Origin of the sequence: Prevotella pectinovora, from assembly GCF_000834015.1 — a bacterium.
Taxonomy (GTDB): Bacteria; Bacteroidota; Bacteroidia; order Bacteroidales; family Bacteroidaceae; genus Prevotella; species Prevotella pectinovora.
In genome coordinates this window covers 1-25,836 of the sequence record NZ_JXQI01000082.1, presented here as the reverse complement: position 1 = coordinate 25,836, position 25,836 = coordinate 1, and the positions used below count along the sequence as shown (strand labels likewise).

General features: G+C 39.8%; 19 protein-coding genes. All 19 read right to left on the bottom strand.

The window, feature by feature from the left end; genetic code table 11:
- Positions 1 to 69: 69 nt before the first annotated feature.
- Positions 70 to 1,236: a hypothetical protein gene (locus tag ST42_RS11900; RefSeq protein WP_042517708.1), complete on the bottom strand. Its 1,167-nt coding sequence runs from the start codon at positions 1,234 to 1,236 to the stop codon at positions 70 to 72.
- 176 nt (positions 1,237 to 1,412) lie between these two features.
- Complete coding sequence (locus ST42_RS11895) at positions 1,413 to 2,702, bottom strand: hypothetical protein (RefSeq protein ID WP_042517706.1); 1,290 nt, start codon at positions 2,700 to 2,702, stop codon at positions 1,413 to 1,415.
- Positions 2,686 to 3,447, bottom strand: coding sequence for a hypothetical protein (locus tag ST42_RS11890; protein ID WP_042517705.1), 762 nt, complete (start codon positions 3,445 to 3,447; stop codon positions 2,686 to 2,688). The genes ST42_RS11895 and ST42_RS11890 overlap by 17 nt, the downstream gene beginning before the upstream one ends.
- Positions 3,448 to 3,449: 2 nt before the next feature.
- Complete coding sequence (locus tag ST42_RS11885; protein WP_042517703.1) at positions 3,450 to 4,121, bottom strand: hypothetical protein; 672 nt, start codon at positions 4,119 to 4,121, stop codon at positions 3,450 to 3,452.
- Positions 4,122 to 4,130: 9 nt separating this feature from the next.
- A complete protein-coding gene (locus ST42_RS13665) occupies positions 4,131 to 4,655 on the bottom strand; it encodes a YkvA family protein (RefSeq protein WP_082027886.1) in 525 nt (174 codons plus the stop codon).
- An 11-nt stretch (positions 4,656 to 4,666) separates the two neighbouring features.
- On the bottom strand, positions 4,667 to 5,707 hold the full coding sequence (locus ST42_RS11875; protein ID WP_156132455.1) for an AAA family ATPase: 1,041 nt from the start codon (positions 5,705 to 5,707) through the stop codon (positions 4,667 to 4,669).
- A 12-nt stretch (positions 5,708 to 5,719) separates the two neighbouring features.
- Positions 5,720 to 6,019, bottom strand: coding sequence for a hypothetical protein (locus ST42_RS11870; RefSeq protein ID WP_044073636.1), 300 nt, complete (start codon positions 6,017 to 6,019; stop codon positions 5,720 to 5,722).
- A gap of 11 nt (positions 6,020 to 6,030) precedes the next feature.
- Positions 6,031 to 6,414 carry an FtsZ/tubulin family protein gene (locus tag ST42_RS11865; RefSeq protein ID WP_042517699.1) on the bottom strand — a complete coding sequence of 128 codons (384 nt, stop codon included), beginning with the start codon at positions 6,412 to 6,414 and terminating at the stop codon, positions 6,031 to 6,033.
- 294 nt (positions 6,415 to 6,708) lie between these two features.
- A complete protein-coding gene (locus tag ST42_RS14455; RefSeq protein ID WP_262503200.1) occupies positions 6,709 to 6,834 on the bottom strand; it encodes a hypothetical protein in 126 nt (41 codons plus the stop codon).
- 4 nt (positions 6,835 to 6,838) lie between these two features.
- Positions 6,839 to 7,258 (bottom strand): hypothetical protein, encoded by a 420-nt coding sequence (locus tag ST42_RS13915; protein ID WP_094399485.1) that lies wholly within the window; start codon positions 7,256 to 7,258, stop codon positions 6,839 to 6,841.
- A 176-nt stretch (positions 7,259 to 7,434) separates the two neighbouring features.
- Positions 7,435 to 8,892, bottom strand: coding sequence for a hypothetical protein (locus tag ST42_RS11855; protein WP_042517695.1), 1,458 nt, complete (start codon positions 8,890 to 8,892; stop codon positions 7,435 to 7,437).
- A gap of 5 nt (positions 8,893 to 8,897) precedes the next feature.
- Entirely contained in the window at positions 8,898 to 11,678 is a 2,781-nt protein-coding gene (locus ST42_RS11850) for a calcium-translocating P-type ATPase, PMCA-type (protein WP_044073635.1), read from the bottom strand.
- Between the two features lie 65 nt (positions 11,679 to 11,743).
- Complete coding sequence (locus ST42_RS11845; RefSeq protein WP_042517691.1) at positions 11,744 to 13,117, bottom strand: hypothetical protein; 1,374 nt, start codon at positions 13,115 to 13,117, stop codon at positions 11,744 to 11,746.
- A 3-nt stretch (positions 13,118 to 13,120) separates the two neighbouring features.
- On the bottom strand, positions 13,121 to 13,444 hold the full coding sequence (locus tag ST42_RS11840; protein WP_042517689.1) for a DMT family transporter: 324 nt from the start codon (positions 13,442 to 13,444) through the stop codon (positions 13,121 to 13,123).
- Positions 13,441 to 17,457 carry a formylglycine-generating enzyme family protein gene (locus ST42_RS11835; RefSeq protein ID WP_042517687.1) on the bottom strand — a complete coding sequence of 1,339 codons (4,017 nt, stop codon included), beginning with the start codon at positions 17,455 to 17,457 and terminating at the stop codon, positions 13,441 to 13,443. Before ST42_RS11835 ends, ST42_RS11840 begins: the two co-directional genes overlap by 4 nt.
- Positions 17,447 to 17,986: a GNAT family N-acetyltransferase gene (locus tag ST42_RS11830; protein ID WP_042517685.1), complete on the bottom strand. Its 540-nt coding sequence runs from the start codon at positions 17,984 to 17,986 to the stop codon at positions 17,447 to 17,449. Before ST42_RS11830 ends, ST42_RS11835 begins: the two co-directional genes overlap by 11 nt.
- A gap of 6 nt (positions 17,987 to 17,992) precedes the next feature.
- The gene (locus ST42_RS11825) at positions 17,993 to 19,261 is read right to left on the bottom strand and encodes a M48 family metallopeptidase (RefSeq protein ID WP_044073633.1); all 1,269 of its coding nucleotides are present in this window, start codon (positions 19,259 to 19,261) and stop codon (positions 17,993 to 17,995) included.
- Positions 19,262 to 19,277: 16 nt separating this feature from the next.
- Positions 19,278 to 22,553 (bottom strand): C1 family peptidase, encoded by a 3,276-nt coding sequence (locus ST42_RS11820; RefSeq protein ID WP_044073631.1) that lies wholly within the window; start codon positions 22,551 to 22,553, stop codon positions 19,278 to 19,280.
- On the bottom strand, positions 22,546 to 25,407 hold the full coding sequence (locus ST42_RS11815) for a tubulin-like doman-containing protein (protein ID WP_044073630.1): 2,862 nt from the start codon (positions 25,405 to 25,407) through the stop codon (positions 22,546 to 22,548). The genes ST42_RS11820 and ST42_RS11815 overlap by 8 nt, the downstream gene beginning before the upstream one ends.
- Positions 25,408 to 25,836: the final 429 nt, after the last annotated feature.

The following is a 25,836-nucleotide window of genomic DNA, read 5'->3' as shown; positions in this document are numbered from 1 at the left end:
ATTTATTTTATAATAAAAGAGAGATGAAAGTTTGATGCTCTATCAATGTTGGCACCAAACTTTCTTCGATTATTTCGCATTCTCTGCCCACCATTCCTTAACCGCCTTGTTAAAGCGTACATTCAGTCTGGAATACTTGGTGTCAACCCATGAGCGTTTTCTTCCGATACGTTCAGCCACTTCAATCGGTGCAGTGTCTTCAATGAAACGGAGTGTCCATACAATACGCTCTTCTTCGGTCCATTTCAATTTCTGAGGTATGGTATAAAGAAAGTCCACCACCTTCTTCTGCAAGTCTTCGTGGTTCAAGTCAACCCCCAACACATCAGCCAGTGGGTTAGCATTGCTCTTGCCCTCTTGCCAAACACAGAAGTCCTTGGCAAACTCTTCTGAAACTTCAATGACACGAGGAGTCTTGTCACGCAGAACCAGTTCCTCATATCCACGGTCACTACGGATAAGGCGGTCTTTCAAATCTGCTTCGGCTTTTTTCTGGAGTCTGTGCAGATCTTCTATTTTCAGACAGAAAGACTTCATCATCTTTTCTTCAGTATTACGTTTTACCAAAGTGGAGAAAAGTACATCCTTATACAAACCATTAGGCATGGTATCGTTCAAGATGTATTCCCACATTTCTGGTGCTATAGAAAGGCCGAGAAGACGTGTGTTTCCGGCAGTACGCTCGCGTGTGACGTTGATAAGCTTCATATCTTCAAGGTATCTTATCAGTTCATGTTGAGCGACCTCGGAAAGCCAACAGAAGAAACTGCTCTTGCGTGAGTATTTGTCGAGTATACTCCATGTACCTTCATTCCACAAGAAAGTATAAAGTATGTCGCCAAACTCTTCTACAGATACCTCAATCTTGTATGTCTGTTTGATGTTAGCAAGTATCTTTGAGCGGAAACGGCTGATATTGCATCCGTTGGTATTTGTGCTGTAGAAGAATTTCTGGGCAAACAACTGGTCACCTGATTTTAATCGGTTGATGATTTCTTCCGACTCTTCCGTGTTGGCTTCATACCATGCAACTTCACGTGTCACAATGCCCCAATAGCGTAGCTCTTCCTTCTCGGTTGCAAACTCCTTGTTGGCTTCCGATATCTTGCTCATTATCTTCTGAACAAGTTCTTCATCACCTATCGAGAGTGTTTTCTTCTTACTCTCAATTTCCAAACGGACAACCTCTACAAGACCGAGGATAGTCTGCTTTGCAGTAAAATCGTTTGTTCTCATATCTGTCAAAATCCTTAAATTTATACATACAAAAAACCGAACCTTACATCGGATTTTCTGATGCAAAGTTCGGTGGATTTTGACAGGTTGGCTGTTCTTTGCTATGTGAACAACGTGAGCCTTATATCTTCATTGATTATCAACATGTTAGAGTTGTGCATTTAAACATTTTAACACTAAATCAGTGCCATGATTTTTTCAGGCAAAATAATGTGTTTTGGCAGAACTGCAAGGTGGGCTTTCATATCTTGCAAAAGGAACGGCTCTGCAGGTTCCTGCATCCTTTCGCAGGTATTTCCAATGTCTTCACGAATACTTTTCAGCACTGTGTACAAGCCTTTCTGTTGTAATTCGCCTTCTGAATTGAAATTCTTCACCATGTCGGTAAATATTGTTTCTCCATTGATGCCATAAGTCATCTCGTACAGTTTTCCAAAGAGCTGCTTGTATTGGACAATGTTCAATGTATCAACCTTGTCACCGTTTTTCTTGCGGTCTATAAGATAGATAAGATAAAGCACAAAACCTGCACTTCGACTGAAATGCACCATTAACCTCTCGTCACCTCTGCTTAGAAAGAGACGATAATGACCGTCCGTCTTTCGTGTTTTGTCAATTTTTTCAGACCAGCGTATCTCCAAATCCATTGACGAAACTTCTGCCAAATGTTTCGGATTGACGAAATCGGACATCTTCTCTTGCAATTTTGGTGATTGCCTTTGGAAGAACATTCGTAGAGTAGCAGGATCTATAGACTTAATGATAAATTCTATTTCTGCTTCCATCTTTGGGTCATGCTTCTTATGACTCTTTTTCAAGTTGTCCAATAGCCGGTCATACATTTCCATGCGTTGTTTATGGGTGATGACACCCTTAATCTCCATCTGTTCTTTGAGCTTGGCGGTGGAAGATGCCATTCCAAAGGTCGGATGGATTGTATTCGCTGATAGCGCAGCGAAATAGTTGGACTGGAAACGTTTGTCTGTTATGGCATTCCTCGCAAGTTCAACGAACTCATCTGTATTATCTTCTACAAACGAGCGGAGTAATGCCGCTATATCAAACTTTGCTATGCGTTCTGCCGCATAAATCATAAGATTGATATTTTCAAACAGCTTGTCGTTGTCAGTCTTGGCAACGATAAACCGCTTCTTTTCATTGAAACCATGTGAAGCCAACTGGATGAGAAAATTGTCACCATGTTGCTCGATATGTTCTTTTATCTTGGGGTGATTTTTTAACTCCACATTCTGGACGACCTCCAGTTCATAGGTGTTGTAGTAGTCATCGCAATCAGCAATCTGCTTAAACTGCTCAATGATGTCCACTGCACGTTTGGCTATGTCTGCCTCTGGATCGGCAATAAGATAAAGACAGTTGTCGGCAAATTGCCCTACTGCACACTGTTCTTCAATCAACTCGCCAATACAAGGCTTGTCTATAGGGTCATTATCTATAATTTTCATCTTCTTGCGCTTTTGATAGTTTGTATTTTAAGACAGCTTGCTTAATCAGATTACTGTCTGGCAAATCTTCAATTCTATATCGTACTGGCTCTTGTGGAGAATGTTCCAATTCGTCAAGCAACTGATACCATTCTGTCTTCAGTTTCTTTTTATGTGTAAAGACAAAGGTGGGCATTATCTGTAGCACCATATTCATCATCTTTGTACCGTTCACTATTTGCTGTTCAAGATAGTGCCTTCCACATTCCACAATGTTTTCTCTTATTTTTCCATCGGGGTGAGTAATGCTGCATTTTTGTGTTGATAATGCGTACTTGAACTTTCCTGTTGCCAAGTGATGTCGCTCTGCATATAGTCCGGCTGTTAGATCTGCGGCCAGTTCCTGCATCCAGCGTTCACTGCAAAAAAGCATAAATTGGTACCTGTGAAGGGCTTGGTGAGCCATCTCATGAACGAAACACAAAGTGAAAGCATCTTTGTTGTTGATGCCCGCATTTCTCAGCATTTCCAAGTTGTATGAAAGCTCACATTCCCCTGCTTTGTCGCCAAGCAATACCTCCGCAAAAGATTCGCACTTGCCGTTTATTTCAGGAACAGGCAAGCTGAAAAACGATGCCACATCAGCAATGACACGCTGAATGTCATCTTCCGTGACTTCTTCTTTGTCATAAAAGATGGCATTGAATACATTTGCTTCGTGACGACGCATGTATTTCATCCATTGCTGATGGTCGTATGCTGGCATATTCAAAATCTGTAATACTTGTGCTGTTGGTTTAATATTTCATTGAGGTTCTGCTGTCTGAAAGACATGAACTCATTGATTAAGTTCTGTATGGTCAGTGGAATACCTCTGCGATGCATTTCTGGAGCAATGTATTTACCATGTCTGATAAACAATGCTCGCAAGGTACCTTCAGGATGGCTTGGACTTCCATCTGTTAGTATCAATCCCATCACAACCTTGTCAATGGCATTCATATTCCACAAACCTGCACGACATCCCATAAAAAAGTCAGGACATAATTCAGACTCCCATTGTCCATTGGCTACACCTGGAAACTGTGTGTTCTGGAGGACTCTGTGACCGCACTCGTGGGTCATAACTAACGAGAACGCATCCTTGCTGTCAATTTTCATGTCAATGAGCTGTTGCATATTAAAGCAAAGGACATCATCGTAATAGCTACCTCGATCCCAATTCACGAACATGGTCTGCCCGTTTTGGGCATTTGTGAGGTCTTGTATCATCCTCGGCATCGGAATGTAGAAGAAATCACAAGCCGACTTGATAGCATCGTTGATGTCAGCATCACTCAACCCGAATCGGTTGAAACGTTGCTGGCATCGCTTCAAGAAGTCTTCCATTGAAGGTCTCTGAAGAAACTGGAATGCAGGATTATCGAATATGTTTGCCATAATGGTATTTTAGTCTATCACCACATCATCGTCATCCCACATTGGTGTGGTTGGCTTGCGTGGTTTGTTTACTGGTCCCTGAGTGTTGAACTGGGGAGGAGTCTGCACAGGCTGCTCACGCCATCCGTCATTGTATGAAGTAGGGTTATTCCAGTTGTTGTTAGAAGGTGCGTCGCTTGCTATGGCCGTTTGCATACCACCAAACCACTGATTGAGGATGGCATTTACCTGTGCATCGATTTGCGGGGTGACACGTGATTTCACCCTATTATATGCCAATGCAAGTGCGGCACCATTGTCAATAAAGCCAAGAATGCCGAAGTTCTCTGTGCTTATCAAGTCTTCTGGAAGAAGTTGATAGGCAAGGGCTGCCACTATGATAGTCTTGTCCAATCCTGGAGTGTCAGGTGACTTCAACACGTAATACAACTCTAAGACGGTACGTGTTCCTTCCACACCAGCTGTTTTGGCGTACTTTTGTATGTACTGCCACAATTGTTCGCTTCCTCCAAATAATCTTAGTATCTTGTCCATATCACCTTTCTTTATATGTTAATGTCTTCTTTTGTTATTATCACGAGTTGCTCGTTGTCTATTGTGTCCATCTTAGCCAGTCTATTGGCTTGGTTCTGGATTATCTTCTCAAAGATGTTCCTGCAATATCTTGCATTGCCGAAATGCTTGTCCTTATGACGCACAGCCTGCTCGATTCTCGCTTGCAGTGCTTCAAGTGCATCCCGCTTAATCTTATAATGAGACTTTCTCAGGTTGAACTTGAATATCTTCACTAATTCCTCGACAGAGTAGTCATCAAACTGGATATATCTGTTGAATCGCGATTGGAGGCCGGGATTTGACTCGATGAATCTTTTTATCTCGTCTGTATATCCAGCAAGGATAACCACAAGTCTGTCTCTGTCATCTTCCATACGTTTCAGCAACGTTGCAATGGCTTCTGCTCCAAAGTCATTTTCTCCACCTACAAGTGTATATGCCTCGTCGATGAACAGCACTCCATCCAGCGCATCGTCAATGACCTTGTTTGTTTTCACAGCTGTCTGTCCCACATACTCTGCAACTAACTTACTACGGTCAACCTCTACAAGATGTCCTTTCTGAAGCACACCCAGTTCTTTGTAAATACCCGCCACTATTCTGGCTACGGTTGTTTTGCCTGTACCGGGATTGCCTGTGAAAACGCAGTGGTAGGACACAGAAGTGGTTGGTAGCCCACTCTGTTCCCTCATTTTCTGAATACGAAGCAGGTTTCGAAGAGAGTCTATGTCTGTTTTGACACGTTCCAGCCCAATCAGGTTATTCAACTCCTGCTCGTAATCAGTGTTGTCTGTCATTCCATTGGAAGCAGAGGACTGTGATGGTTGATTTTGCGGCTGAGAGTATTCAGCATAAGCGTCCCTTGCCCAAAGGCAGTTGCATTGGGCTGCATTCTTCAGCCAACCCAAACCATGTTCCCGGTTTGGTTGTACTATCTTGCCCTCACACAGCATGATTCCGAGTGCTGCTTGGGCAAACACGTCACCATGACGAGCTGCTTCTATAATCTGATTAAACGCTTCCTGTGTCATAATAAATATATTTTAGTCCCAAAACTTAAAGCCGAGTTTTCGACCTTCTCGTTCCCATTTCTCATCATCCTTCTTGAAGTCATCCAACATCTTTTCTGTGCGGTTGATGAAGTCATCTGTATCATCAAGAAGTGTTCGGGTCTTCAATCGCAGAGCGATTCGGCTTTTCACATAATCTTCTTCGCTGCTTGATGCCCCAATGGCTCGCATTACTTTCTTTAGGCAACTATTGGAAGAATCCAACTTAATGCCACTGTTTTCTATTTTACGATCCAACTCTTGTTGTCTCGAAGTTAGGTCATACCATCCCATAACATTACGTATTAAAAACCTATTACCACTATAAGCTCAAATTGGTCATCCTGCAAATTGTCCATTGTAGATATTCCCCATTTGCATTCCAATTCTTCGCCCAGTTTGTCTATTACCTCATGGATGTCATTTATATTCTCCATGAAACAATTATCTTGTGGAAGTCGAATGACGAATAGCAATCCTTTTACCTGTTTGCTGTCGTTTCTCTCAATAATTGAGGAGATGGCGTTATCGAGCATAACGCCAATCTCTTCGATCTTCCCAGAAACCTTTTCTGCGTCAATATCGCCGACATTAGCCTTGAAACTATCAACATCGTTTTGGTCAATGTTAATGAATCCCTGACTACTTACGATTTCAGCCAAAAGGCTATTTACTCTTTCTGTTTTCATTGTCTATAGAATTAAATTATCATTGTTCTATGAAGACTGTCCACTGCTTTGTCCAGTTCTTCGTTAGCTTTTTCTGAGTCGTGATTAGCCATTGCATATATGCCCTTGGCTGTATGATAAAGAGATCCAATCAGTCCCATAACTTTCACTATTTGATTAAAAATTCCTGTTTTCGCATGTAAAGATAGTAACAATTCTTATTGCATGTAGTAGAGTTATACTCCCTTACATCCAATTCATTTTGTCTCACAAATTTATTGTGTAAAGAAGTGTAACTCTACTGCAATTGCAACGTTACTTTTTCTTGTCCTTGGACTGATTCACCTTTTCATCAATCCATTTTGCTGCTTCGCCAGCGGCTTTGAAAGCCTGCCCGCTAAGGAGATAATATCCTCCCATTATTGCCAATACTGTTCCCATAATACTAATCATCAAGTAATTTACCTATGCACCAACCAATCCCTGCACCGATAGCTCCGCCAACAGCAATTGCACCTACAATGGGGGCGGCAGCAACCACCAATCCACCTACTGCTGTTCCCACGGCACTGGCTCCAGAAGCAACAGCTCCAATACCAGAGGCTACCGTTGAGCCTGCTGATGTTACAGCAGCTCCAACACTACCCAGGCCAATTGCGGATGCTGCACTTCCTATACCAGAGGCAGTCGAATTGATAGAGTTAGTGAATGCATTGACTGCGTTATTGCTTGCATTGGAAATTGAACTGCCAATAGAGTTAGCACCAATTGCTGACAAAGCAGCACCTGAACTTGCGCCTACAGTTGCACCTGCGGTTCCTACGATTGCGTTGTAGCCTAAGCTACCGGGTCTTGGAGGTCTCATAATACTTTTGTTTTAAATTGTTATACTTTTTTTGTTTTCTGTACTGCAAAATTACATGTTTTTCTGCCACAGACAATAGATGCACATTCTCTTACACGACATTTATAAAATGTAAAATCAGGAAGTGTGTAACTTGATGTACTCACTCCCTGATTTCGGCTGTTTGTTGGATGAACTTACATGAAAGTTCCCCAATCAGGATGCTCTTTAATAGGTATGCCATTGACCGTTACCCTGTCTGGCGAGACAATGGTCGTGATGTAATCCCCAGTACCGATTTGGATTTCTCCTATCAGTCTGCTGCCAACGACATCCTCAATAGCATTTCGTATTTCTGATATTCTATTCACCACATTAGGGTAGAGGGGACTAAGTTGTGTTACCTCTTGGTTATTTGACAAATGCGCACAAATCCATTCATATTGTGTTTGAAGCCGTTCCTGATCTTCTACTTCAAGTGTTTTGAAGACCTTTTTCATTGGTAACCCTTTCTTGTCACCAAAGAAGGATCTGCACAATATCATAATATAGATGGCCGTCTTGCCCTTAGCAAGTGGCAATTTATAGTCATTGATAAACACAGCATGTAAATTCGTACTTATATTGATGTTGTACTGTTGTGGATTGTTTTTTGCCAACGCCACCATCCTAAAGAAGGCTTTATGAATGCCATGGTACAACAACTTATCCTTCGCAGGATTAAAATCAATGTGGAAGTTAAAGGTTACAAACTTATTGAAGTCATGTATCAAATCTCCCACTACGTTGACCACCTTTTCCTCTCCAATATTGATTTTTAAGAAGTTGGCATTTGTCTCATAGACGAGACCCTTATCAGATATATTCTTGCCAATGACACTCGAACGGCCAAGCATCACCATCAAAGAGGGACGGGCACAAATGATGTCAAAGCCCAGCTTTTCATTCAAGTAGTCTTTAACGAAACTCTTGGTGTCCATCTGCATGATGTTGTTATAGACATCCTCCACCTTGTCTTCTGGTATATCGGGGAAGATATACATAGACATAGCTTTGAACATCTCCAATCCCTTTTTCTTATATTGTTCTACAATCTTAGGGATATAGATAAACTGGAAGCCGATGCTTGCGAGCAGATTGACAATCAAGTCATAGTTTTGCTCTACTTCAAGGCTTTTGCTGCTTGCATTGTTGTCAACATACAACACAAAGCGTTTACCTATGAAGATGTCAGTAAGTTTGAATGACTGAATATCATATTTGGTGTATGTCGCATTGTTCTTTTTGAGGAAATAGTCTATTGCCAACAGCAAGATAGCCTCCGCTGGAGCACAGAAGCCATCACTGCTTGCAGTCTCACTGACAATGTTTGCTGCCTTTTCTGCTTGTCTTCGCCGTTGGTCGGCATGAACTTTTCTGATGACTTCATTGTCGTTGTTGTCATCCGAGGGTTGCGTCAACAATTTGATTGCCTTTGCAAACGTCAGTTCTTGTGCCTGGTGGAAGAGAATACGGTTGTTCTCCTCACCAAACAGTTTGGCAAACTTGACCACTTCTTCATCGTCGATAATCTTGTCTGCCATAATAAGGTCATAGACTATGCGAGCCAAAGCTATTCGCTGGTCTTTCCCCAAATCTTTAATGCGACTGTCCATATCTTCTATGTTTTAATTCTGTTTATTATAAATCGTTTTATATCTGCAATGATGAGCACAGGCGATGTGATTAGCAGTAGCCATCCCCAGTCTCTTAAAGAAAGAGGAGACACACTAAACATTTCTCTCCCAAAAGTGACAATAATTATTTGTCCCACCAAAATCACCAATGCAATATATATAAAACTTGGGCTAAAAGATGTCTTCACTTCCTCGTCCTTCTTGAACACTCCGCATATATCCTGTATCAAACTGCGAGAGGTCTTGAAATACTTCGCATTAAACAGATTCCAGAATTGCAGGAGTACAAAGAAGGTGAAGAACACACTCAACTCATACGGACTTAGATGTTGCTTTGTCTTGCTGAGGTCGAAAATGCCTGTGGCAAACAGGGTTAACTTTTCGCTTTTAAACAATTCAGAAACCTCATGTATGTCACAATGCCATAACAACTGCCACATGCCGACTAAGATTACAAAGAACAATATTCCGACTCCGACAATCTGTGTCCCCATACCTTTATTTATTATATGGCTGTTGGGGTCACGAGGCTTGTCATTCAACACTCGTTTGTTTGCAGGCAATGAAGATAGAGCCATTGCGGCAAATGTGTCCATGATAAGGTTCACCCAAAGCATCTGTGTCACATTCAGAGGTGAGTCAAGGCCTGTAAATGCGCCTATCAGCACAATAAGACATGCACAGATGTTGATAGTCATTTGGAAGAGAATGAACCTTTGTATATTCAGATACAAAGAGCGTCCCCAAATAATGGCCCTTACGATACTACTGAAGGAGTTGTCCAAAATTGTAATATCGCTTGCCTCCTTGGCTCTTGATGTACCATCGCCCATAGAGAGACCTACCTGTGCCTTGCTGAGAGCCGGCGCATCATTTGTTCCGTCGCCTGTGACGGCTACTACTTGGCCCTGTTTCTGAAGCAAAGTCACCAGTCTGGCTTTGTCATCAGGACGGGCACGGGAAATAATCTTAAAGTCCGGATTGGCTATCAATTTCATAGCTTCCTCATCCGACATCTTCTCGAAGACATCACCAGTCACCGTTTGCTGTTTCTCGTTTCTATCCAAAAGTCCAATCTGCCTACCGATCTCGTTGGCAGTGCCTTGGGTGTCGCCTGTCACGATAATCACTCTGACTCCAGCCTTCTGTGTACAGTCAGTTATGGCATCCTTCACATCGTCACGCACGGGGTCGGCTATGCCTACAATACCGTCAAATGTCAATGGACTCCATTTTCCATCTGCTTCGTATTGAGAGGCAAAGGCCAATGTACGCATTGCTTTGTCCTGGTATTCTGACAGTTTTTCGAGGACATGTTTCTTGTCTGTATTACCAGCAATCACATCGCACATTTCCAGAACTATCTCTGGCGCACCTTTCACATATCTGACATGACGCTCATCTTTGGCAAGTTCTACACCAGTCTTGGCTTCAAACTCCATCTTCATATATTTTTTCTCTGTCGAGAAAGGCTCTCCATGGCCTATCTCATAGAGGTGACGCTGTTCTTCATAGTTTATGCCTTTTGACTTCTGCCATGCTAACAACGCTCCCTCAGTCGGGTTGCCCAATGGCTTTTCTTTTCCATTGTCATCAAGCGATATTTCTGCCGTTGAGTTAATGGCAATGTTCCTTTGAATCCTTTTCTCAGCATCCTCTCCATAGAAATCATAATCTACAACCGTCATCTTGTTTTGGGTCAAAGTGCCTGTCTTGTCGGTACAGATAACAGTCGTTGCTCCCATCGTCTCACACGCGTGGAGCTTTCTGACAAGGTTGTTCTCTTTCAGCATCCTTCTCATGCTGAGGGCAAGACTGACAGTAACACTCATGGGCAATCCTTCAGGAACGGCTACCACAATCAAGGTAACGGCAAGCATGATTGAACCGAGAGCAAACTCGGCTATCTCTAACCATGAATGGTTGTTTGCTGCATTTCCGTCAAAGAAGAAGAAATAGACCATTCTTCCGATGACAATCAGGATGGCAATAATGAAACTGAGCTTGGACATCATGCTGCCCAGTTTGTCCAACTGTTGGTTGAGCGGTGTCTCCACTTCTCTTCCTTCTTGGGTTTTGGCTACGCCCTTTCCCTCGATAGTGTCCATACCTATTTTATCCACATGGAATATGGCGGTACCACCAATAACGGTAGAACCTCGAAGTACCATATTGGTGGGGAAGGTCGTTTCTTTTTCAAACTCCTCCTCGTAGGCTGATTTTAGTGCGTATGGTTCTCCTGTGAAGTTCGACTCATCAACGATGAAGGAATTAGTCTCGTCCAAATATCCGTCGGCAGGTATCTCGTCACCGTTCTCCAAATATACATAATCTCCTATGCAGACATCATGTTTCTTGACTTCCCTTATCCTAATTTTCTCTTTCCCGTTTTCCATAAAGCGACGGAACACCTTGATAGGCCTTCTGTCCTTTACAGTATTCAGAACTTCAAACTCCCTTTCTGCCTTTACTTCAAAGATGAATCCTACACCTGTAGCCAACAGCAAGGCAGACAATATACCGATAGGCTCGAATAGGATGTTCTTGCCTTGCCCCATATAGAAGACTTCATACAGGGAGACTATCACTGAAAAAAAGAATACCACCAATAATACAATTATCAGTGGGTCCTTAAATTTTTCCAGATAGGCTTTCCATAAGGATTCTCTCTCTGGGGGTGGTATCAGATTCTTACCTTTCCCATTAGTTACTTGTTCAGAATTGTCATAAAGACACTGATGTAAAAATGATCTTCTTTTTCGCATTCTATTTTCAATTTTCTATTTCTTTGAATGCAAAATTACAATACTCTTGTCATCTTAGACGAAAATTACAACGTTGGAAACGAGGATTCCCCTTTGGGGAGAATGAAAGTAACATACTCTTTTGGGGCTTTTATCCTATAGAAAGACATCAAACCACATTTTACGTGCTCAGGAATGAACATTTCCGCATTTGCCAATCCCGACATCACCTTGATTCTTGTCTTGATATGATGGGTTTGCGTTCTGTCTTTATATTCATTCACGATATTGCCTTTTCCTATATAGCTGTAAATATTATTGTATTCACCTAACAACTTTTTCTTTTCTGCCTTTGAAATATGTTCACGCCAGTCGAGTCCATTACCTTCCAACGATTTCCGGACTATCATCATATATAAGGCGGCCTCTTGGGGATTGAGTTTTAGTATGAATCTCTCATCACAATCCATAGACTCAAAATATACCTTTGCCGTATGCGTTGAGAAATCAAATACAAGCCGGCAATCTTTTTTCTCTTTACCGTATGCTATCAAGTCAAAGAGCGAACGATGAAAGCCAAAATATAGAAACTTGTTGCTTCTCGACCGTCTCTTTGCCACAATATCGGCATTGATCATTTCTCTATAGGTGTTCACCAACCGATGTATGGTGTTTATCACATCATCGGTCAACTCAATCTGTAGGAAATTGCTGAATCTTGTCCGTTCCGCATCATCATCACCAAAGGAGTCAATGATGTCCGACTCGTTGATTTTTATGAGTAGTGAGGGATTGGAATCAATAAGATTTACACCAATCTTCTTGTATAACAAGTCTCTGCAAAAGCGTGAGGTACTCAGATTGCACAGACTATAGCAAATCTCATCTATGCGAAGAGTAGATGCAGATGGTATCATGTATTTCACCACCTTATGCAGATATTTCTTACCCAACGCCCTAAAATCATCCACAACACTGGGTATATAGATGAAGTCAAAGCCTGCATTGGCAAACTCTTCCTCAATCTGTTTTAGTTGGTTGCGAATGGCAGCATCTATATCTGTTCCTTCTGTGTTTTCTACATATACAGCGGTCATGTTCTCCATGTTGATACCCTCAGACGGCACAGAAAAGACATTAGCATTTTCTGTCAAAGCCATGATAACGCAATATATTAAGACTGCTTCCAACGGCACACACGTTCCATCTGACAAAGAGAGGCGTTTCAAGGTCTCTACAAGTTCTTTTCTTGTCTCTCCATCCAGTTCTTTGAGAATAGACATGGCTTTCGCAAAATCCATCCTCTTGGCTTCTATAAGCATGGATTCACTGATGTTGAAACCATCCTTAGAGATTATCTCCTCAAAGAAGTCCATCTCTTTTTCTTCTACGATAAAGTCAGCCTCAATGAGGTCTGACAATATGCGAGCCAAGGCGATTCTTTGTACTCTTTCCAACATCTGTTATCTGCTACAAACCTCCATGCCAACAATACCAACGAGTATCAGAAGGGCAAAGAACATCTTCAATGCGGAGAATGTATCTCCGAAGAGCCATATCCCTATCACAAAAGTCCCTATGGCACCAAGCCCTGTCCATACGATATAGGCGGTACCAATTGGTATGGTCTTTTGTGCAAAGTAAAATAGGACGCCGCTCAACAACATGCTCAATGAGCCAAGAGCGATATACAACCCGAATTTCTCAGGATGCAGGCTCGACATTTTGAAGCCTACAGGCCATCCAATCTCGAAGAATGCAGCCAATATAAGTATCAACCAATTCATTCTTTCCCCTTTATTAACCCATTCAAAGAGCTTTCATAACTGCTGTCTAATGCCAAACGGAAACCTAAGTCATCGTCTGTATCTGTATCAATCCAGAAATTTACGCTCGTATTTCTACAACTTTTGGCATCAAATCTGAAGCTACCGCCTCTAAATGTGTGAGCTGCGTAAGATTCATCCTTGCATACAGGGTCAGTTATGTAACCTTTAGTCCTATACTCATCCTGTTTGCCTTGTTGTGCAATATCTTCCTTACCTTCAATGCAATCATTATAGAAATCGGTCTGATAATAGTCCTCACACCATTCCCAGATATTGCCAGACATGTCATAAACGCCAAGTTCATTAGGCATCCTGTCTTTTACTCCTGCGGTAGCTGAATGAATATATAAATCTAAATCCATTGCATCATCCGTACCGCTGTACATGGAATACTTATGACCTTCTTCTGCTAAATATTTATATGCAGCTAATTGTTTCTCATCAACTGTCATGCTTTCGTTATCGAATATCTTTGATAACTCCTTACATATTTTAGTTTTATGTCCACCTTTGGCAACGTATTCCCATTCAGCTTCTGTCGGAAGCCTGAATTTCAACTTTGTCAGTTCTTCCAGCTTAGGCAGGAATTGGTATTTTATCATATCCCAACTGATATTGGTTTGTGGCTTATTGTCTCCTAAGTTATCACTTGGGTTCATTTTTGCCTCAATACCCATTACGGCATTCCATAATTTTTGAGTTACAGGTGTCGCTGAGATATAGAACTTATTGATTTTTACGAAATGATGGGGAGTTTCTTCTTCATCTGCATTCTCGTCTATCCAATTTTCCGGGAAAAGCGGGTTCTTGTACTTGCCAATTGTATCATTGTTCTCAGTTCCCATAAGGAAATAACCAGTTTCCACAGGTATCATACCCGTGAGCTTAACAATATCATTTGCAGACATCGTCTTTTGTTCATCAATTGGATTGGTTGCCACCTTATCTAATAAATCTACAACCTCTCGCTCTTTGTCAGCTTCAATATTACGCATGTCAAATCGCCATACCATTCTGAAACCAATATCATCAGATTTTAGAATTGGCTTCCAGAACGAATACCAATAGTTGCCTTTTATGTCGCTATGTAGCTTACGGAAACGCCAACTACCACCGCAGAAGAAATAGCAACTGGGATTATCCTCAGGAGACTCTTTTGTCCATTCCCATACATTACCCATCATATTATATACACCCAAGCTGTTTCTCTGCAAATCTTTGTTGTCGTCAACCAGCCATGGTCCTTTTCTGTCTTTTTTCCCTTCTTTCCCTTTGTTTATTCGGAAAGCATCCTCAATGCGTGTTTTCTCAGTTATTTCTTCCGCTGTGCATCTCGCCACATATTCCCATTCTTCTTTAGTAGGCAAATCAAAACGGAGTCCTGTCATCTTTCTGAGAACCTTCAGGAAATCTTCAATGTCATTTTTAGAAACATTGATAACAGGTAGATTGCTACCAACATATTTCTTCTCTTTTAGACTTTCGTCATCCTGTCCTTTGTCAGTTCCATTATCCTGTGCAGGATTATTGCCCATGATGCTTTCCCATTGTTGCTGAGAGACAGCAGTTTCCATCATCCAAAATTTCTTGTCGCCGTTTTCGATTAGTTTGAATGCGAAATGGTTGCCGCCATCACCTTTGGAAATGACAAAATCGCCAAGCAACTTGCCAGCTATGGATTGGCGGGACTTTTCATCAGCCAGTCTCATAACATTTATCCACTCTCTGTATTTCAATAGCTGTGGTATATAGCAAACTACATCAATGTCATTATAGTGTACACCTGGATCTATCTCATTCAATGTAGTGTTTGAGCAAATATCCAGATGAGCACGGCTTTTCTCTTTTCTGAACTTCTTTTCCTTCTTGCGTTTTTTTTCATCCAAGTCCTTATTCGTAAATAGCAACCATTCAGCTTCAACATTATCCAATGGCCTAAAATTCATGGTAACTCTTTCAGTTAGCCATCGGGTATGTTCAGCCTTTGCCATTAGTTCCAGATTGTTCCCTTTTTTCAACTCGGATGTAAAGTCACTAATGTCATCTATAGTTGTTCCCAATGAACGTAACTTCATGGGAATACTATCCACCATATCTATATTGGAAAGTTTATCGACAATGCCCTGCTGGTTCCACAGATTGTTAATTTTTCGTGCGAAATCAAAATCTATTTCTTCGTATGAGCTTATATCTTCTATTTCCTGGTATTGATATGTTACCTGCTGATTATCACCATGATTCCTAATCCCAATCCTGTTATTAGCATAAAGGAAGTGAAGGATTTTGGCCATAGAATTATCGAATGCATCTTCTGTATAGCTTCCTTCTATCATGCCGAATGGGCGAAGCTTTTCATAACGCTTCCATACTTTTTCTCCATCAGCCACTTTGTTGGCCAAGTCAAAACTGTTCTGTTGATAAACCAATATCTGCAATGCCCTGCGATATACCATCTCAGGCAGATATAATGCAGCAGCTATTGAACGCTGTGGGTGATTGAAGCATATTGCAACTGTCGTAATCTTGTTTTTGTCCTGTGCAACATCTACCAAATACTTCCTGATTTCATCAGAAGCCACATTGCCTTGAATAAACTCCCACTCAATGTCCATGAAGTTCCCATTTTCACCAAGATGTTTATATCTGCCGTCACCATCTTGACTCAATGGGTCATACCATTCTTTCTTGCCACAAACATCTTTGCCTATCTCAACCACTCTATAACGACACAAATCAAACATTGTGGCAAATCTTCCTCTAAAGTATTCACCTTCTTTCTTTGCCTGATCGTCAATGAAGGTAATTGTTGTTCTTAGATTCTTGTCTCTATGAGCATTGGGGAAATGGGCAAGCAAAGCCGTTTGGACTCCAAGGGCTGTACCCATTTGGTTCATGCCTACTATAACAATATGAATCGTTTTGTCATCATCGGCTTTTATTCCATCGTATGAATCGATTGGTATATAATTCTGAACCTTAACCTCGCCTTTTTTGCCAACAGGTACTATAGCAAAGTTATCAACAAGAATTTTCTTCGCCCAAATTGCATGTATATTGAATGGGAGGAATTCGACATTCTTGTCCAAGCTTTTGTATATGTGTGTTGACTTGAAAGCCGTAAATGTACTTTGATATTCAAGGCTTACATGAACTTTCTTCTTGTCTTTTATTATGACATGCTTAAAGTATTCGGATATATTCTCCAAACAGCTGATATTGAATACATCGTGGTCTTCTTCATTGTCTGCATGTACATCTTCGCCCAAGATATATATTTCTTTTGCTTTCTCTAAATGCAGAGCCTCTATGTCTTCGCGAGATGTTCGCTCTGCAAAATAAAATACAAGTCTATCTTCTTCATTCTTATCAAGGTCAAGGTCGAGCCTCATTCGCATTTTCTCAACATCCTGCCTTGTTTGTATCAATACATATTTGACATCTTTACGTTTAAGCGAAAGCTTGACAATATTTGCCGTCTGTTCATTGCATCCGATGATAACCACATAATCCTTAAAACAACGGTTGTAGTTTATCATGCCTTGTCTCCATTTTAGGGAATGACGAGACAGATAATTAACGATAGAAGAAACCAATAGGCCTGACAAGCATACGATGCCTGATACGGCACTAATAAAGGCTATTATCCGCCCTTTTTCATACGCAGATGGCAAATTGCCTGGGTCTGTAAATTGACTGATAACCGCCCACCAATGTTCTACTACGGTAGTACCTTTGTTACTCCAATGAACGATGTTGTCACTCTCAAACAATTCACCTATCAGACACAAAAACAAAGCAAAACAGCAAACAAACGCAGATATGAGCAGAACCATCTTGAATGGTTTGTTTCCATACATCCATCTGTCTTTTTCAACGGGCTTGAAAATCCATAAATAGGCAAAGAATAATAAGCCAATGGTACCAATAGACTCAATAATCAGAGAGGGGTCAAAGAGTATTTTACTTAACATATCTCATTCTATAATAATCGTGACCAAAAAATTCCATTTCACCAAATCGTTCAAAGCCCATAGTTTGGTAGTATGCCTCCAGCTTGGGCTTATCCTTGTCCACTAAGAGCGATGAATAGGCGCAGCCTAATCTCTTGCCCTTCTCGATGGCATATTCTATCAGCATCCTGCCGATACCCATACCTCTATATTTTGGACGGATGGCCATAGAGTCAAGATAGAACTCGCCATCACGTGCCTCGGCTTCCACCTTATTCAAATAGTCTTTGTCCATATCGTCCCAAAGACTATCCCATGTACGATGTCTCAGTTGCTGGTATCTCCGTCCGTCGTAAGCTATAAGGCTTCCGACAGCCACACCATCTACAAGGGCAACAATGGAGTTTTTCCAAGAGTACATGGTACTTTCATCCGAACAGGAGTCGATGAACTTCTTCATTTCATCCGTCTCCATGTCCAATGCTGTCAAGACAGTCCATGCTACTATCTCAACGTCCTCTTTCTTAGCGTCCCTTATTTCTATGTTCATTACAAATCAACAAATTGCATCCAAGCTCGGCACATAGCTTTGCTGGATGGATTCCGCAATGGCATTGGCAACCTCGATTTTGCTCAGCCCAATGCTCTCACCAAAATTATATAGCAGTTCTACTTCGTCTTTGGCAATAATCTTGTCTGACATGACAATAGCTATCATATAGCGAAGCATTCCGTCCCTCATTCCCGGATTGATGCGAAGCAGGTTTGTCACCGCATCATTGAATGTCTCCATCACGTCGCCCTTAGCTATCTCGTCCAAGAACTGTCGAGGGAATATCTTCAACGATGCCAACTGAGAGATAATGAGGTCTATCTCATCTTTCGCAATATTGTCATCCGCATTCGCAACAATAAGACCGGCGGAAGCAATGAACTTTGCCGTATATTCGTCCTGCTCACAGTCTCCCACTTTCAGTAAGATGGCTATCAGCTCTTCCATGCCCTTATCCAAATCCTCTTTCGATTTCGACTTGGCAAACAGGTTGAGGGCTTGCACACGGATTGGATTGACCGGGTGTGAAGCTCTACTCATGCCTTTGTCTTTCAGGAAATACTCCAACCTGCGGTTATTGTCTGCAAGCAATGCTTCAATGCTTACATTCATCTTTACCAAGTCAAGACCGGAAGCCATCTTGAAGAATGCGGTCACGCACACATCGAGGTTCGCCACTGCCATATAGCCATAGCGGTCAGCCACCAATTCTGCCAACTGCTCATGCAACCTTATTTTGTATTGCAAGGTTACTGGCACTTCCGCATTTGGTGGAAACACAAACTGAATCAGACGCGCCAATGCTGTATCTTTATTAAGAAGGTGTCCAAGCTCATGCCCGACAACAAACCGCAGTTCATCAGTCGTCATCAAATCGAAGAGGGCTGAGTTGATGTTTACGATATGTGGTTCTCCTTCGCTTTCTGCAGCAACAGAAAACGCATTCACTGATGAATCACCCGTGATGTAAAAGTCAACTTTATCTTTTACACCCAACTTCTCTTTCACTTCATGGCACAGTTGGTAGAAGTCGGGGAGTAGCTCCTTCTCGACCTTCAGACTGTGTCCTTCCATATTGCTTCGCCAATAGGCATCGCTACTTGATGAAGTCTTTATCTCACGGAGTACCTCCTCTACAATGTTGCCTTGCAGGGCATTGTATATCTGCTCGCCAATCTGTCGCTCTAACTCTATGGAAAGAGGGTGGCTGTTATCAGTTGTCTCGTCCTTGGAGGACTTGAACCAATTCCAAATATTGTTAGTATGTGCCATTTCTTTATAATATTCTTTATTTTACATTCTTGAATAACACAAGTTCGTCAAGTGTTACCTTCTTTACATACAAGAAGATGAAGCGATTCTTGCTAAGACTATCAATATCGGTCTTACTGCAATCGTACAATTCTGGTTTGTTCTCTAAATCTGACAAAAGATAAGCACATTGCTTTCTCTCTGCTCTATTTGGGTCACTCTCAAATTTTACACTATCAATTTGTGCATAGACTTTTCTATTATGAACGATATTCAAGAATTTATTCCATTCAGGAGAAGTTTCGTTGTTATAAATACTATCAATATCTTTATTGAAAAGGTTGTTAAGCTTCTTAAGAATAGCTTGTTGGATTTCACGTAGGACAGACTTATAATCGCCATCCTTATTATCCATAAGAAGTTTCTTGAGCAAATCAATATTGTCAATATGTGGTTCAATCTCTTTAAACCATTCTTTATACAATAATCCATCACTGTCTGTTTCATTATCAGGAAGACCATCAAGATACTTCGTTATCTCATCATAGCAATCATTTAGGGTAATAATAATAGCGTTAAGCAAATCTCTGTTCAGATGAGCAGAATTATCAATATCGCCAATAGTATCAAGAATCATTATAACTCGATCTCTTAAGTTGTTCTTCTCGTTGATAGTCTGGTCCAAAGATTTTTTCTTTTCCTCCAATTCATTGATTTGACGATCAAACTCTTTGATTTTATTATTCTTTGATTTCCACAACCAGAAGATCCATGAAATAACTGATAGTGCAGCAATTATAGCCGAAGGTATCCATACCTTTTGGTTGTTTTGATAAACACCGTATCCGGTAGTTATTCCAGAAATACCAAGAAAAATTGTATGAATAATATGTACCCACTTAAAATTTGCTAAGGATATTTCGTCTTTCTGTTTTTGAATTTCGGTTATGTCCTTTGAAATTTTATCAAGTTGGTCATTAGTGTTGTCCTGAAGAGTTATTAAATCATCACGATTTTTCAACTCCTCAATAACACGTTTAAGTTCAGATATAAGATCCTTTAGACGAGCTCTATCTTCTTCCAACTTATGTTCCTCTTCTTTTAGAAGATTTAACAAGATTGCATATTGAATATTGGAGTCTTTCTGATCGTAATTATAATCTTCTTCGTCAGGTTTGTGGCCAATGAAAGCATTTGCATCAATACCTGTGATTGCAACTGCATAACGAGTCAAGTCAGAATCGCGCAGATATGAATATGGTAAATAGCAATAACCATTATCACCAAAATCAGTACCCCAGGAGTTTCTAACTATGAAGTGACCATGCTTATCGTTATAACCACAAATCACCATAGCATGGAATTTTTCCTCTTCATGATTACGTTCGTAATCTGACGGCATAGGAATATAGCCTCTGGTGTTTTCTTGCAAAGATTCAAATACCCTAAAACATCCAACAACTGGATAACCATCGTTAACAGCAGACTTAACTGTTTCTACAGATACAGGAACATCCTTGGCAGTTGTAACAGTATGTTCTTTGCCATCCTCGTACGCTTCATCAGAAGGTCTTTTATCGAATACAGATGAGTCGTAAGGACATAATTCTTCCAAACATACACCCTTAATTGCCATTCCGCGAATTACATTATACAAATTCGCACCTTCATCAATGTTAGTATTTCCTTGAATTTCTCGAGCATTATAATAAACATACGCTTCACTCATGTCGTCTTTCTTATGAGTCTCATTGTTCAAGAAATACTCGAAAACAGAAGTCAAGCTAAATGATGAGCAAGCACCTTGCTTTCCCTGGTTTTTGATAGGTGGGAAGTATTTTTTTAAGTCGGCACTTTTTGGCAATGTATTTGATGGCTTTGGCTCATATTGTGTGAACAACTCGCTTTGATCCTCTCCCTTTTTGTCTAGCAGATCAGAATGGTGAATTTTAAAGATGTCATCACCTATTTGATAACCACCATCTTTCCATTGACCATCTCGTCGATAGTTTTTGTCTATCAACTGACGTTTTTCTTTTATGCGTTTCTGACGTTCCTCAATTCTTTTTTTGATTTGCTGTATTTGAAGGATTATCTCTTTAAGTTTGTTGTATGGATTATCTTTGCCGAGAGACTGGTCAATATAGGGTATATAAATATCATCAAATAAGTCAAAATTACTAATATCGAAATCTTCCAGTTCTATAAGATCACGATTAGTAATATTCTGAAAATAAGACAGTAAGAGCTTACGTTCGCCATTATTAAGATCTGCGTCAACAATTTTCTCTATGATTTTCTTTTTGAGATCGTCCCTCCAATTGTCCAAATAATTTCGGACTTCATTATCAGCTAAATTGTTGATCTTCTCTAAAGCCTTCTTTTCTTCTTCAAGAATTTCCCTAAATATTTTATTGACTTTGTCTTTGTCTATATTTTGATCGTCTTCTCCTCTCTTTATGACCTTATCACAGAGTCTCTTAAAAATATGAAAGGCCCAGTTATTTATAATCTTATATTTATCTATCTCAAAAGTCTCAATAGCGAAAGTGGTAATATCATCATAAAGACGTCTATCACTAATGTGGTCATATCCTTCTATAAAAGACAAGGTTAAATTACCAAATACATGTGTAAGTTTTTCTTCATCGAACTGTTTCGCATGACCTGCTTCATCTACGTTTTGAAGGAAATAGATATTTCTAAAAGCAACATTCCTATCACGTTGATGCGAAACCTCCTCTTCTCTTATGTCGTTTTTGAAGTCAATAATCTTCTGGAGATTCTGCACCATCAGTTCTATGTCCTCATTTTTGAATTCTTCGTGCTTATATATTTTGCTTATCTCATTAGGTAAAGCAACGACATCAACAAAGAATGAGAGGTTATGAGGCAATTGTGAGACAAATTTCTTGATATTAGAAATTGCTTCACCGTCAGTTAATGATACATAGAACAAAAAGTGCATCTCAGGATCTACTTCACGTTCTATCGTTATATATTCTTGGTAAAGCTCTTGACTTATGAATCGCTCAGTGTTATCAATCGCTTTGCCTTTGTTTGGGTCAATAAATAATGGAACTTGCAGAATTGATTCAAGAGTAAAAACCAACAAATCATTTCTGAATTCCTCTCCTCTTGTCTGAGGGGATTTTGCATACAATGTATCTCCTTCATACTCACAATACAATGACTGAATACATGAATTGTTTGGGGACATGTAGTCCCCAAACTTATTCACGTACTCTTGTGTCTTGAGCAGAAGTTCTTGATAACATTTTTCAAATGCTATTTGAAGAACAAACTTATTCATTAGTTCGACGTTCGAGATTATCAATTTCTAATATATATAATTCTTCGTTTTCAGGGATGTCTAATTCCCCATTCTCAAAATCGAATAGAGATATAACTCGGTACAGATTATTCTTCTCAAATCCTGGTAGGAAGTACTTATCGAAATCTGCTTTAATCTTAGGATCTTTTAGCATCTTAGCCTGGATTTCAGATATTCCCTTGACAAAATCCATTCCATTATTCTTAAAATAATTATATGAAGCAATACGATCACTTCCTAATACCAGCCATTTTTCGCCAGTGGTTTCCCTAATATCAATCTTACCAGACTTGTGCTTGATCTTATATTTTCCATCAGCCCCTCTTTTCATAAATCCGAGAATAAAACAATTAACCCAAATGTCAATGATATTGTCTTCTGAGAAACCGCCAGGGACATTATCCAAACCATGACCTTTTTTGATTGCATCTTCAAAAAAGTTATTGGTGAATGGTACATAATCAGGTCTTAGTTTAGAATAAGCTTCCTCGCACGAATCACTTGAATACACACCATTTTTCTCCTCAGATATGCCCTTTAAATAGAAAGGAGGAACAACACCCAATTGACGATAGATAATGATTTGATTCAGATTATTGTGTGATAAAAACTGAATACTTGTCGTTCCCGTATATGCTTTATTGAATGCATCTTTGATATAATCAAGTTCGCCTTCGGTCGATTCCACAGGCAGAGATACAAAAATAAATTCTGATGGTTCAATGTCCACCCCATAATTTGTAATAGCCATTAATGGTCTTGCACGTTTAAGAGCATCAGAAGCAATTTGGGACAGTTCTTTATTCTCATTAGACTCGTCTTTCATACCCTCAAGAATACTGATCAGCAAACTACGAGACTTTAGAGGATATAGAGAACTGAGTTCAGATTTCATGAACGTATGCCAATCTTTCTTGTTATGAAGGTCGGTCAGCGAGAATTGGCATTTTGTAAGAATCTTACTCCAATCGCCTATCTTATATTTACTCAAGTTGTTCAATTCTTCAAAACTTGAGATTTTATCGCTCAAATCAATTGAAGTACTTTCTGGCTTTATACCTTTTTCTCTTGACTTTTCTAAATCTTCTTTCTGGAGACTCGTATTAGTGTCATCAAGAACATTATTCAACTTAGTGAGAGAACTGATCAATTCAGAAATATAAGCTGCTAAATCTGCATATACACTAATAGCCAACTCCCTTCTCTTAATCTCGCATTTAATGATAAAGTTATCTCTAACAATATTCATTATTTGTTGTTTATAGGCATTTATGCGAGTTTGTTTGGTGATAATAGCATTTTCTTCGGCAACTAATTTTTGTGTTGTCTGTTCTAGATTTGTATTATTGGAAAGAAGCGTTGCATTCTTGTCGGTTATTTCAACGGACATTTGTTTAGAATAATCTCCTATGTTCATTGAAACATTGGAAAGTACAGAAAGAATGAAATTGATACCACATGTTTCCCCACCATTTTCTGGGAAAAGAGCTTTTTCTACTAATTGTGTAATTTGAAGCTTTTTATTAGTAACAGCTGATTTTTTATTCTGTTCTGCTTCGTTAAAGTCAATCGTATTGTTTGCAGAATTATTAAAGACCACATCATTTACAACACCACCAGCATTAACTTGAATACCGATGGTTGTGATAGCGTTAAACAATGCTGGATTTATCATCTCGTTGATTAATTCATCATTATCACCCTCTGTAGCTTTTCCGCATTCATTAATCTTCAAGACCTTTATCCATTCTTTTGCGGTCTCGGCACCAGTATCCTTTTTGTCTCCGATTAGTTTTGCAATTTCTTGTCTAGCCAATCTAATTTCAAAAAGATCTGTATCAATAGAAGGCTTACAAAGTATTGTAGAAACACCCAAAGAAGATATCCAAGCCACCTTCATTCCGTTTTTACATCGTTTGTCATAACCGCCACTATTAATCGCGTTTTTGAGATTGTCAACAATACTACTTGATTCTGCCCCCAAACTGCCAGCAGCTAAAGCCATGGCATAACTTACATTTGACAAAACCTGTTCTCTTGTATAAGTATATGAAGGCTCGCCATCCTTGGTGTATGTATTGTTGTCTACATACATAACAGCATCAAATGGTCTATAATTTATACCAGGACACTTTTCCGTATAATATGGACTATTTAGACTCATACAATAATCCAACTCCAGAAGTGCTCCAAATGAATTTGGTTTAACATTAAAATGGATTCCAACATTTGTGTAAAAAGAGTGGGAAAAAGCATAGCCGACAAGATTACACCCTGTATTATTGAAGTGTTCCTTTATGGCATTTGCAACAGAAAGGAACATACCACTACCAGTACCTCCACACAATGAGAACACCAAATGTACATCTATTGCAGCAGAGTCCAATAAATCATAATCATTATCACGCACTAAGGCGTTAGTAAGTTCTCTTTCTATTTGAGTTAATACACTTTTGAAATTTCTCCCGCTTGTGTTTCTGCTTGTTGCGCAAAAAATAAAATTGCCATTTGACCGTGTCTGTCCGGCACCATTTCCACCTATTAAAGAAATGGATGATAAATTAGTTCGGGGCATCCAATCATAAAATGAAGGATCATCTCGGAATTTTCCTTCAGCGGTTTTTACTGTTAGTAGTAATTTCTCATCTTCTGTAAGATAAGGAATTTTTTGTAAGTCATTTGCATTTGTATCAATGCATAGAAATTTCACCATCTTTGGTACAGAGTAACCCGTTGAAGAATTCTTCATGAAGTACTCTTTTACCAAGGAAACGGTATCGGCTCCGGTTCCTCCGAGGCCGATGTAGATTGTACGTCTTAACTTGGGTTTCATAATTAAAAAATAAAAATGTATGTATTTTTTGAGTTCACGTCGACTAAACAATGTCCCTGAGTTGTAGAGGAAATTTCTGTATCATATAAACATGGATTTCCATCTACAATAATATCCTTATTCCGTTTTATGATTATATTTCCATTGTGAGAGCAATAAAGAGCAATTTCAGTCGTAAGTCCTTGTAGGGGGGCGCTATAAGCATAACGTCCCCAAAATAGTCTACTGAAAAAGTTCTGTTTTTTTGATGAGTTGGAGATTATTCCTTTTACACAATTAGACGTAGAAATAAGCAAATTAAGTTGATTGTCACCATTTCTCTTATAATAAATATCTGTGGGAAATTTCTTTTTGATAACATTGTTATAAAATATAACCATAATACTTAATATAATAAAAATAAATGTCAATATAAGCAACAATAATTCT

Bases quoted from the DNA above. Each gene is read 5' to 3' on its own strand.
- ST42_RS11900 (WP_042517708.1), bottom strand. From the start codon at position 1,236: ATGAGAACAAACGATTTTACTGCAAAGCAGACTATCCTCGGTCTTGTA.
- ST42_RS11895 (WP_042517706.1), bottom strand. From the start codon at position 2,702: ATGAAAATTATAGATAATGACCCTATAGACAAGCCTTGTATTGGCGAG.
- ST42_RS11890 (WP_042517705.1), bottom strand. From the start codon at position 3,447: ATGCCAGCATACGACCATCAGCAATGGATGAAATACATGCGTCGTCAC.
- ST42_RS11885 (WP_042517703.1), bottom strand. From the start codon at position 4,121: ATGGCAAACATATTCGATAATCCTGCATTCCAGTTTCTTCAGAGACCT.
- ST42_RS13665 (WP_082027886.1), bottom strand. From the start codon at position 4,655: ATGGACAAGATACTAAGATTATTTGGAGGAAGCGAACAATTGTGGCAG.
- ST42_RS11875 (WP_156132455.1), bottom strand. From the start codon at position 5,707: ATGACACAGGAAGCGTTTAATCAGATTATAGAAGCAGCTCGTCATGGT.
- ST42_RS11870 (WP_044073636.1), bottom strand. From the start codon at position 6,019: ATGGGATGGTATGACCTAACTTCGAGACAACAAGAGTTGGATCGTAAA.
- ST42_RS11865 (WP_042517699.1), bottom strand. From the start codon at position 6,414: ATGAAAACAGAAAGAGTAAATAGCCTTTTGGCTGAAATCGTAAGTAGT.
- ST42_RS14455 (WP_262503200.1), bottom strand. From the start codon at position 6,834: ATGGGAACAGTATTGGCAATAATGGGAGGATATTATCTCCTTAGCGGG.
- ST42_RS13915 (WP_094399485.1), bottom strand. From the start codon at position 7,258: ATGAGACCTCCAAGACCCGGTAGCTTAGGCTACAACGCAATCGTAGGA.
- ST42_RS11855 (WP_042517695.1), bottom strand. From the start codon at position 8,892: ATGGACAGTCGCATTAAAGATTTGGGGAAAGACCAGCGAATAGCTTTG.
- ST42_RS11850 (WP_044073635.1), bottom strand. From the start codon at position 11,678: ATGCGAAAAAGAAGATCATTTTTACATCAGTGTCTTTATGACAATTCT.
- ST42_RS11845 (WP_042517691.1), bottom strand. From the start codon at position 13,117: ATGTTGGAAAGAGTACAAAGAATCGCCTTGGCTCGCATATTGTCAGAC.
- ST42_RS11840 (WP_042517689.1), bottom strand. From the start codon at position 13,444: ATGAATTGGTTGATACTTATATTGGCTGCATTCTTCGAGATTGGATGG.
- ST42_RS11835 (WP_042517687.1), bottom strand. From the start codon at position 17,457: ATGTTAAGTAAAATACTCTTTGACCCCTCTCTGATTATTGAGTCTATT.
- ST42_RS11830 (WP_042517685.1), bottom strand. From the start codon at position 17,986: ATGAACATAGAAATAAGGGACGCTAAGAAAGAGGACGTTGAGATAGTA.
- ST42_RS11825 (WP_044073633.1), bottom strand. From the start codon at position 19,261: ATGGCACATACTAACAATATTTGGAATTGGTTCAAGTCCTCCAAGGAC.
- ST42_RS11820 (WP_044073631.1), bottom strand. From the start codon at position 22,553: ATGAATAAGTTTGTTCTTCAAATAGCATTTGAAAAATGTTATCAAGAA.
- ST42_RS11815 (WP_044073630.1), bottom strand. From the start codon at position 25,407: ATGAAACCCAAGTTAAGACGTACAATCTACATCGGCCTCGGAGGAACC.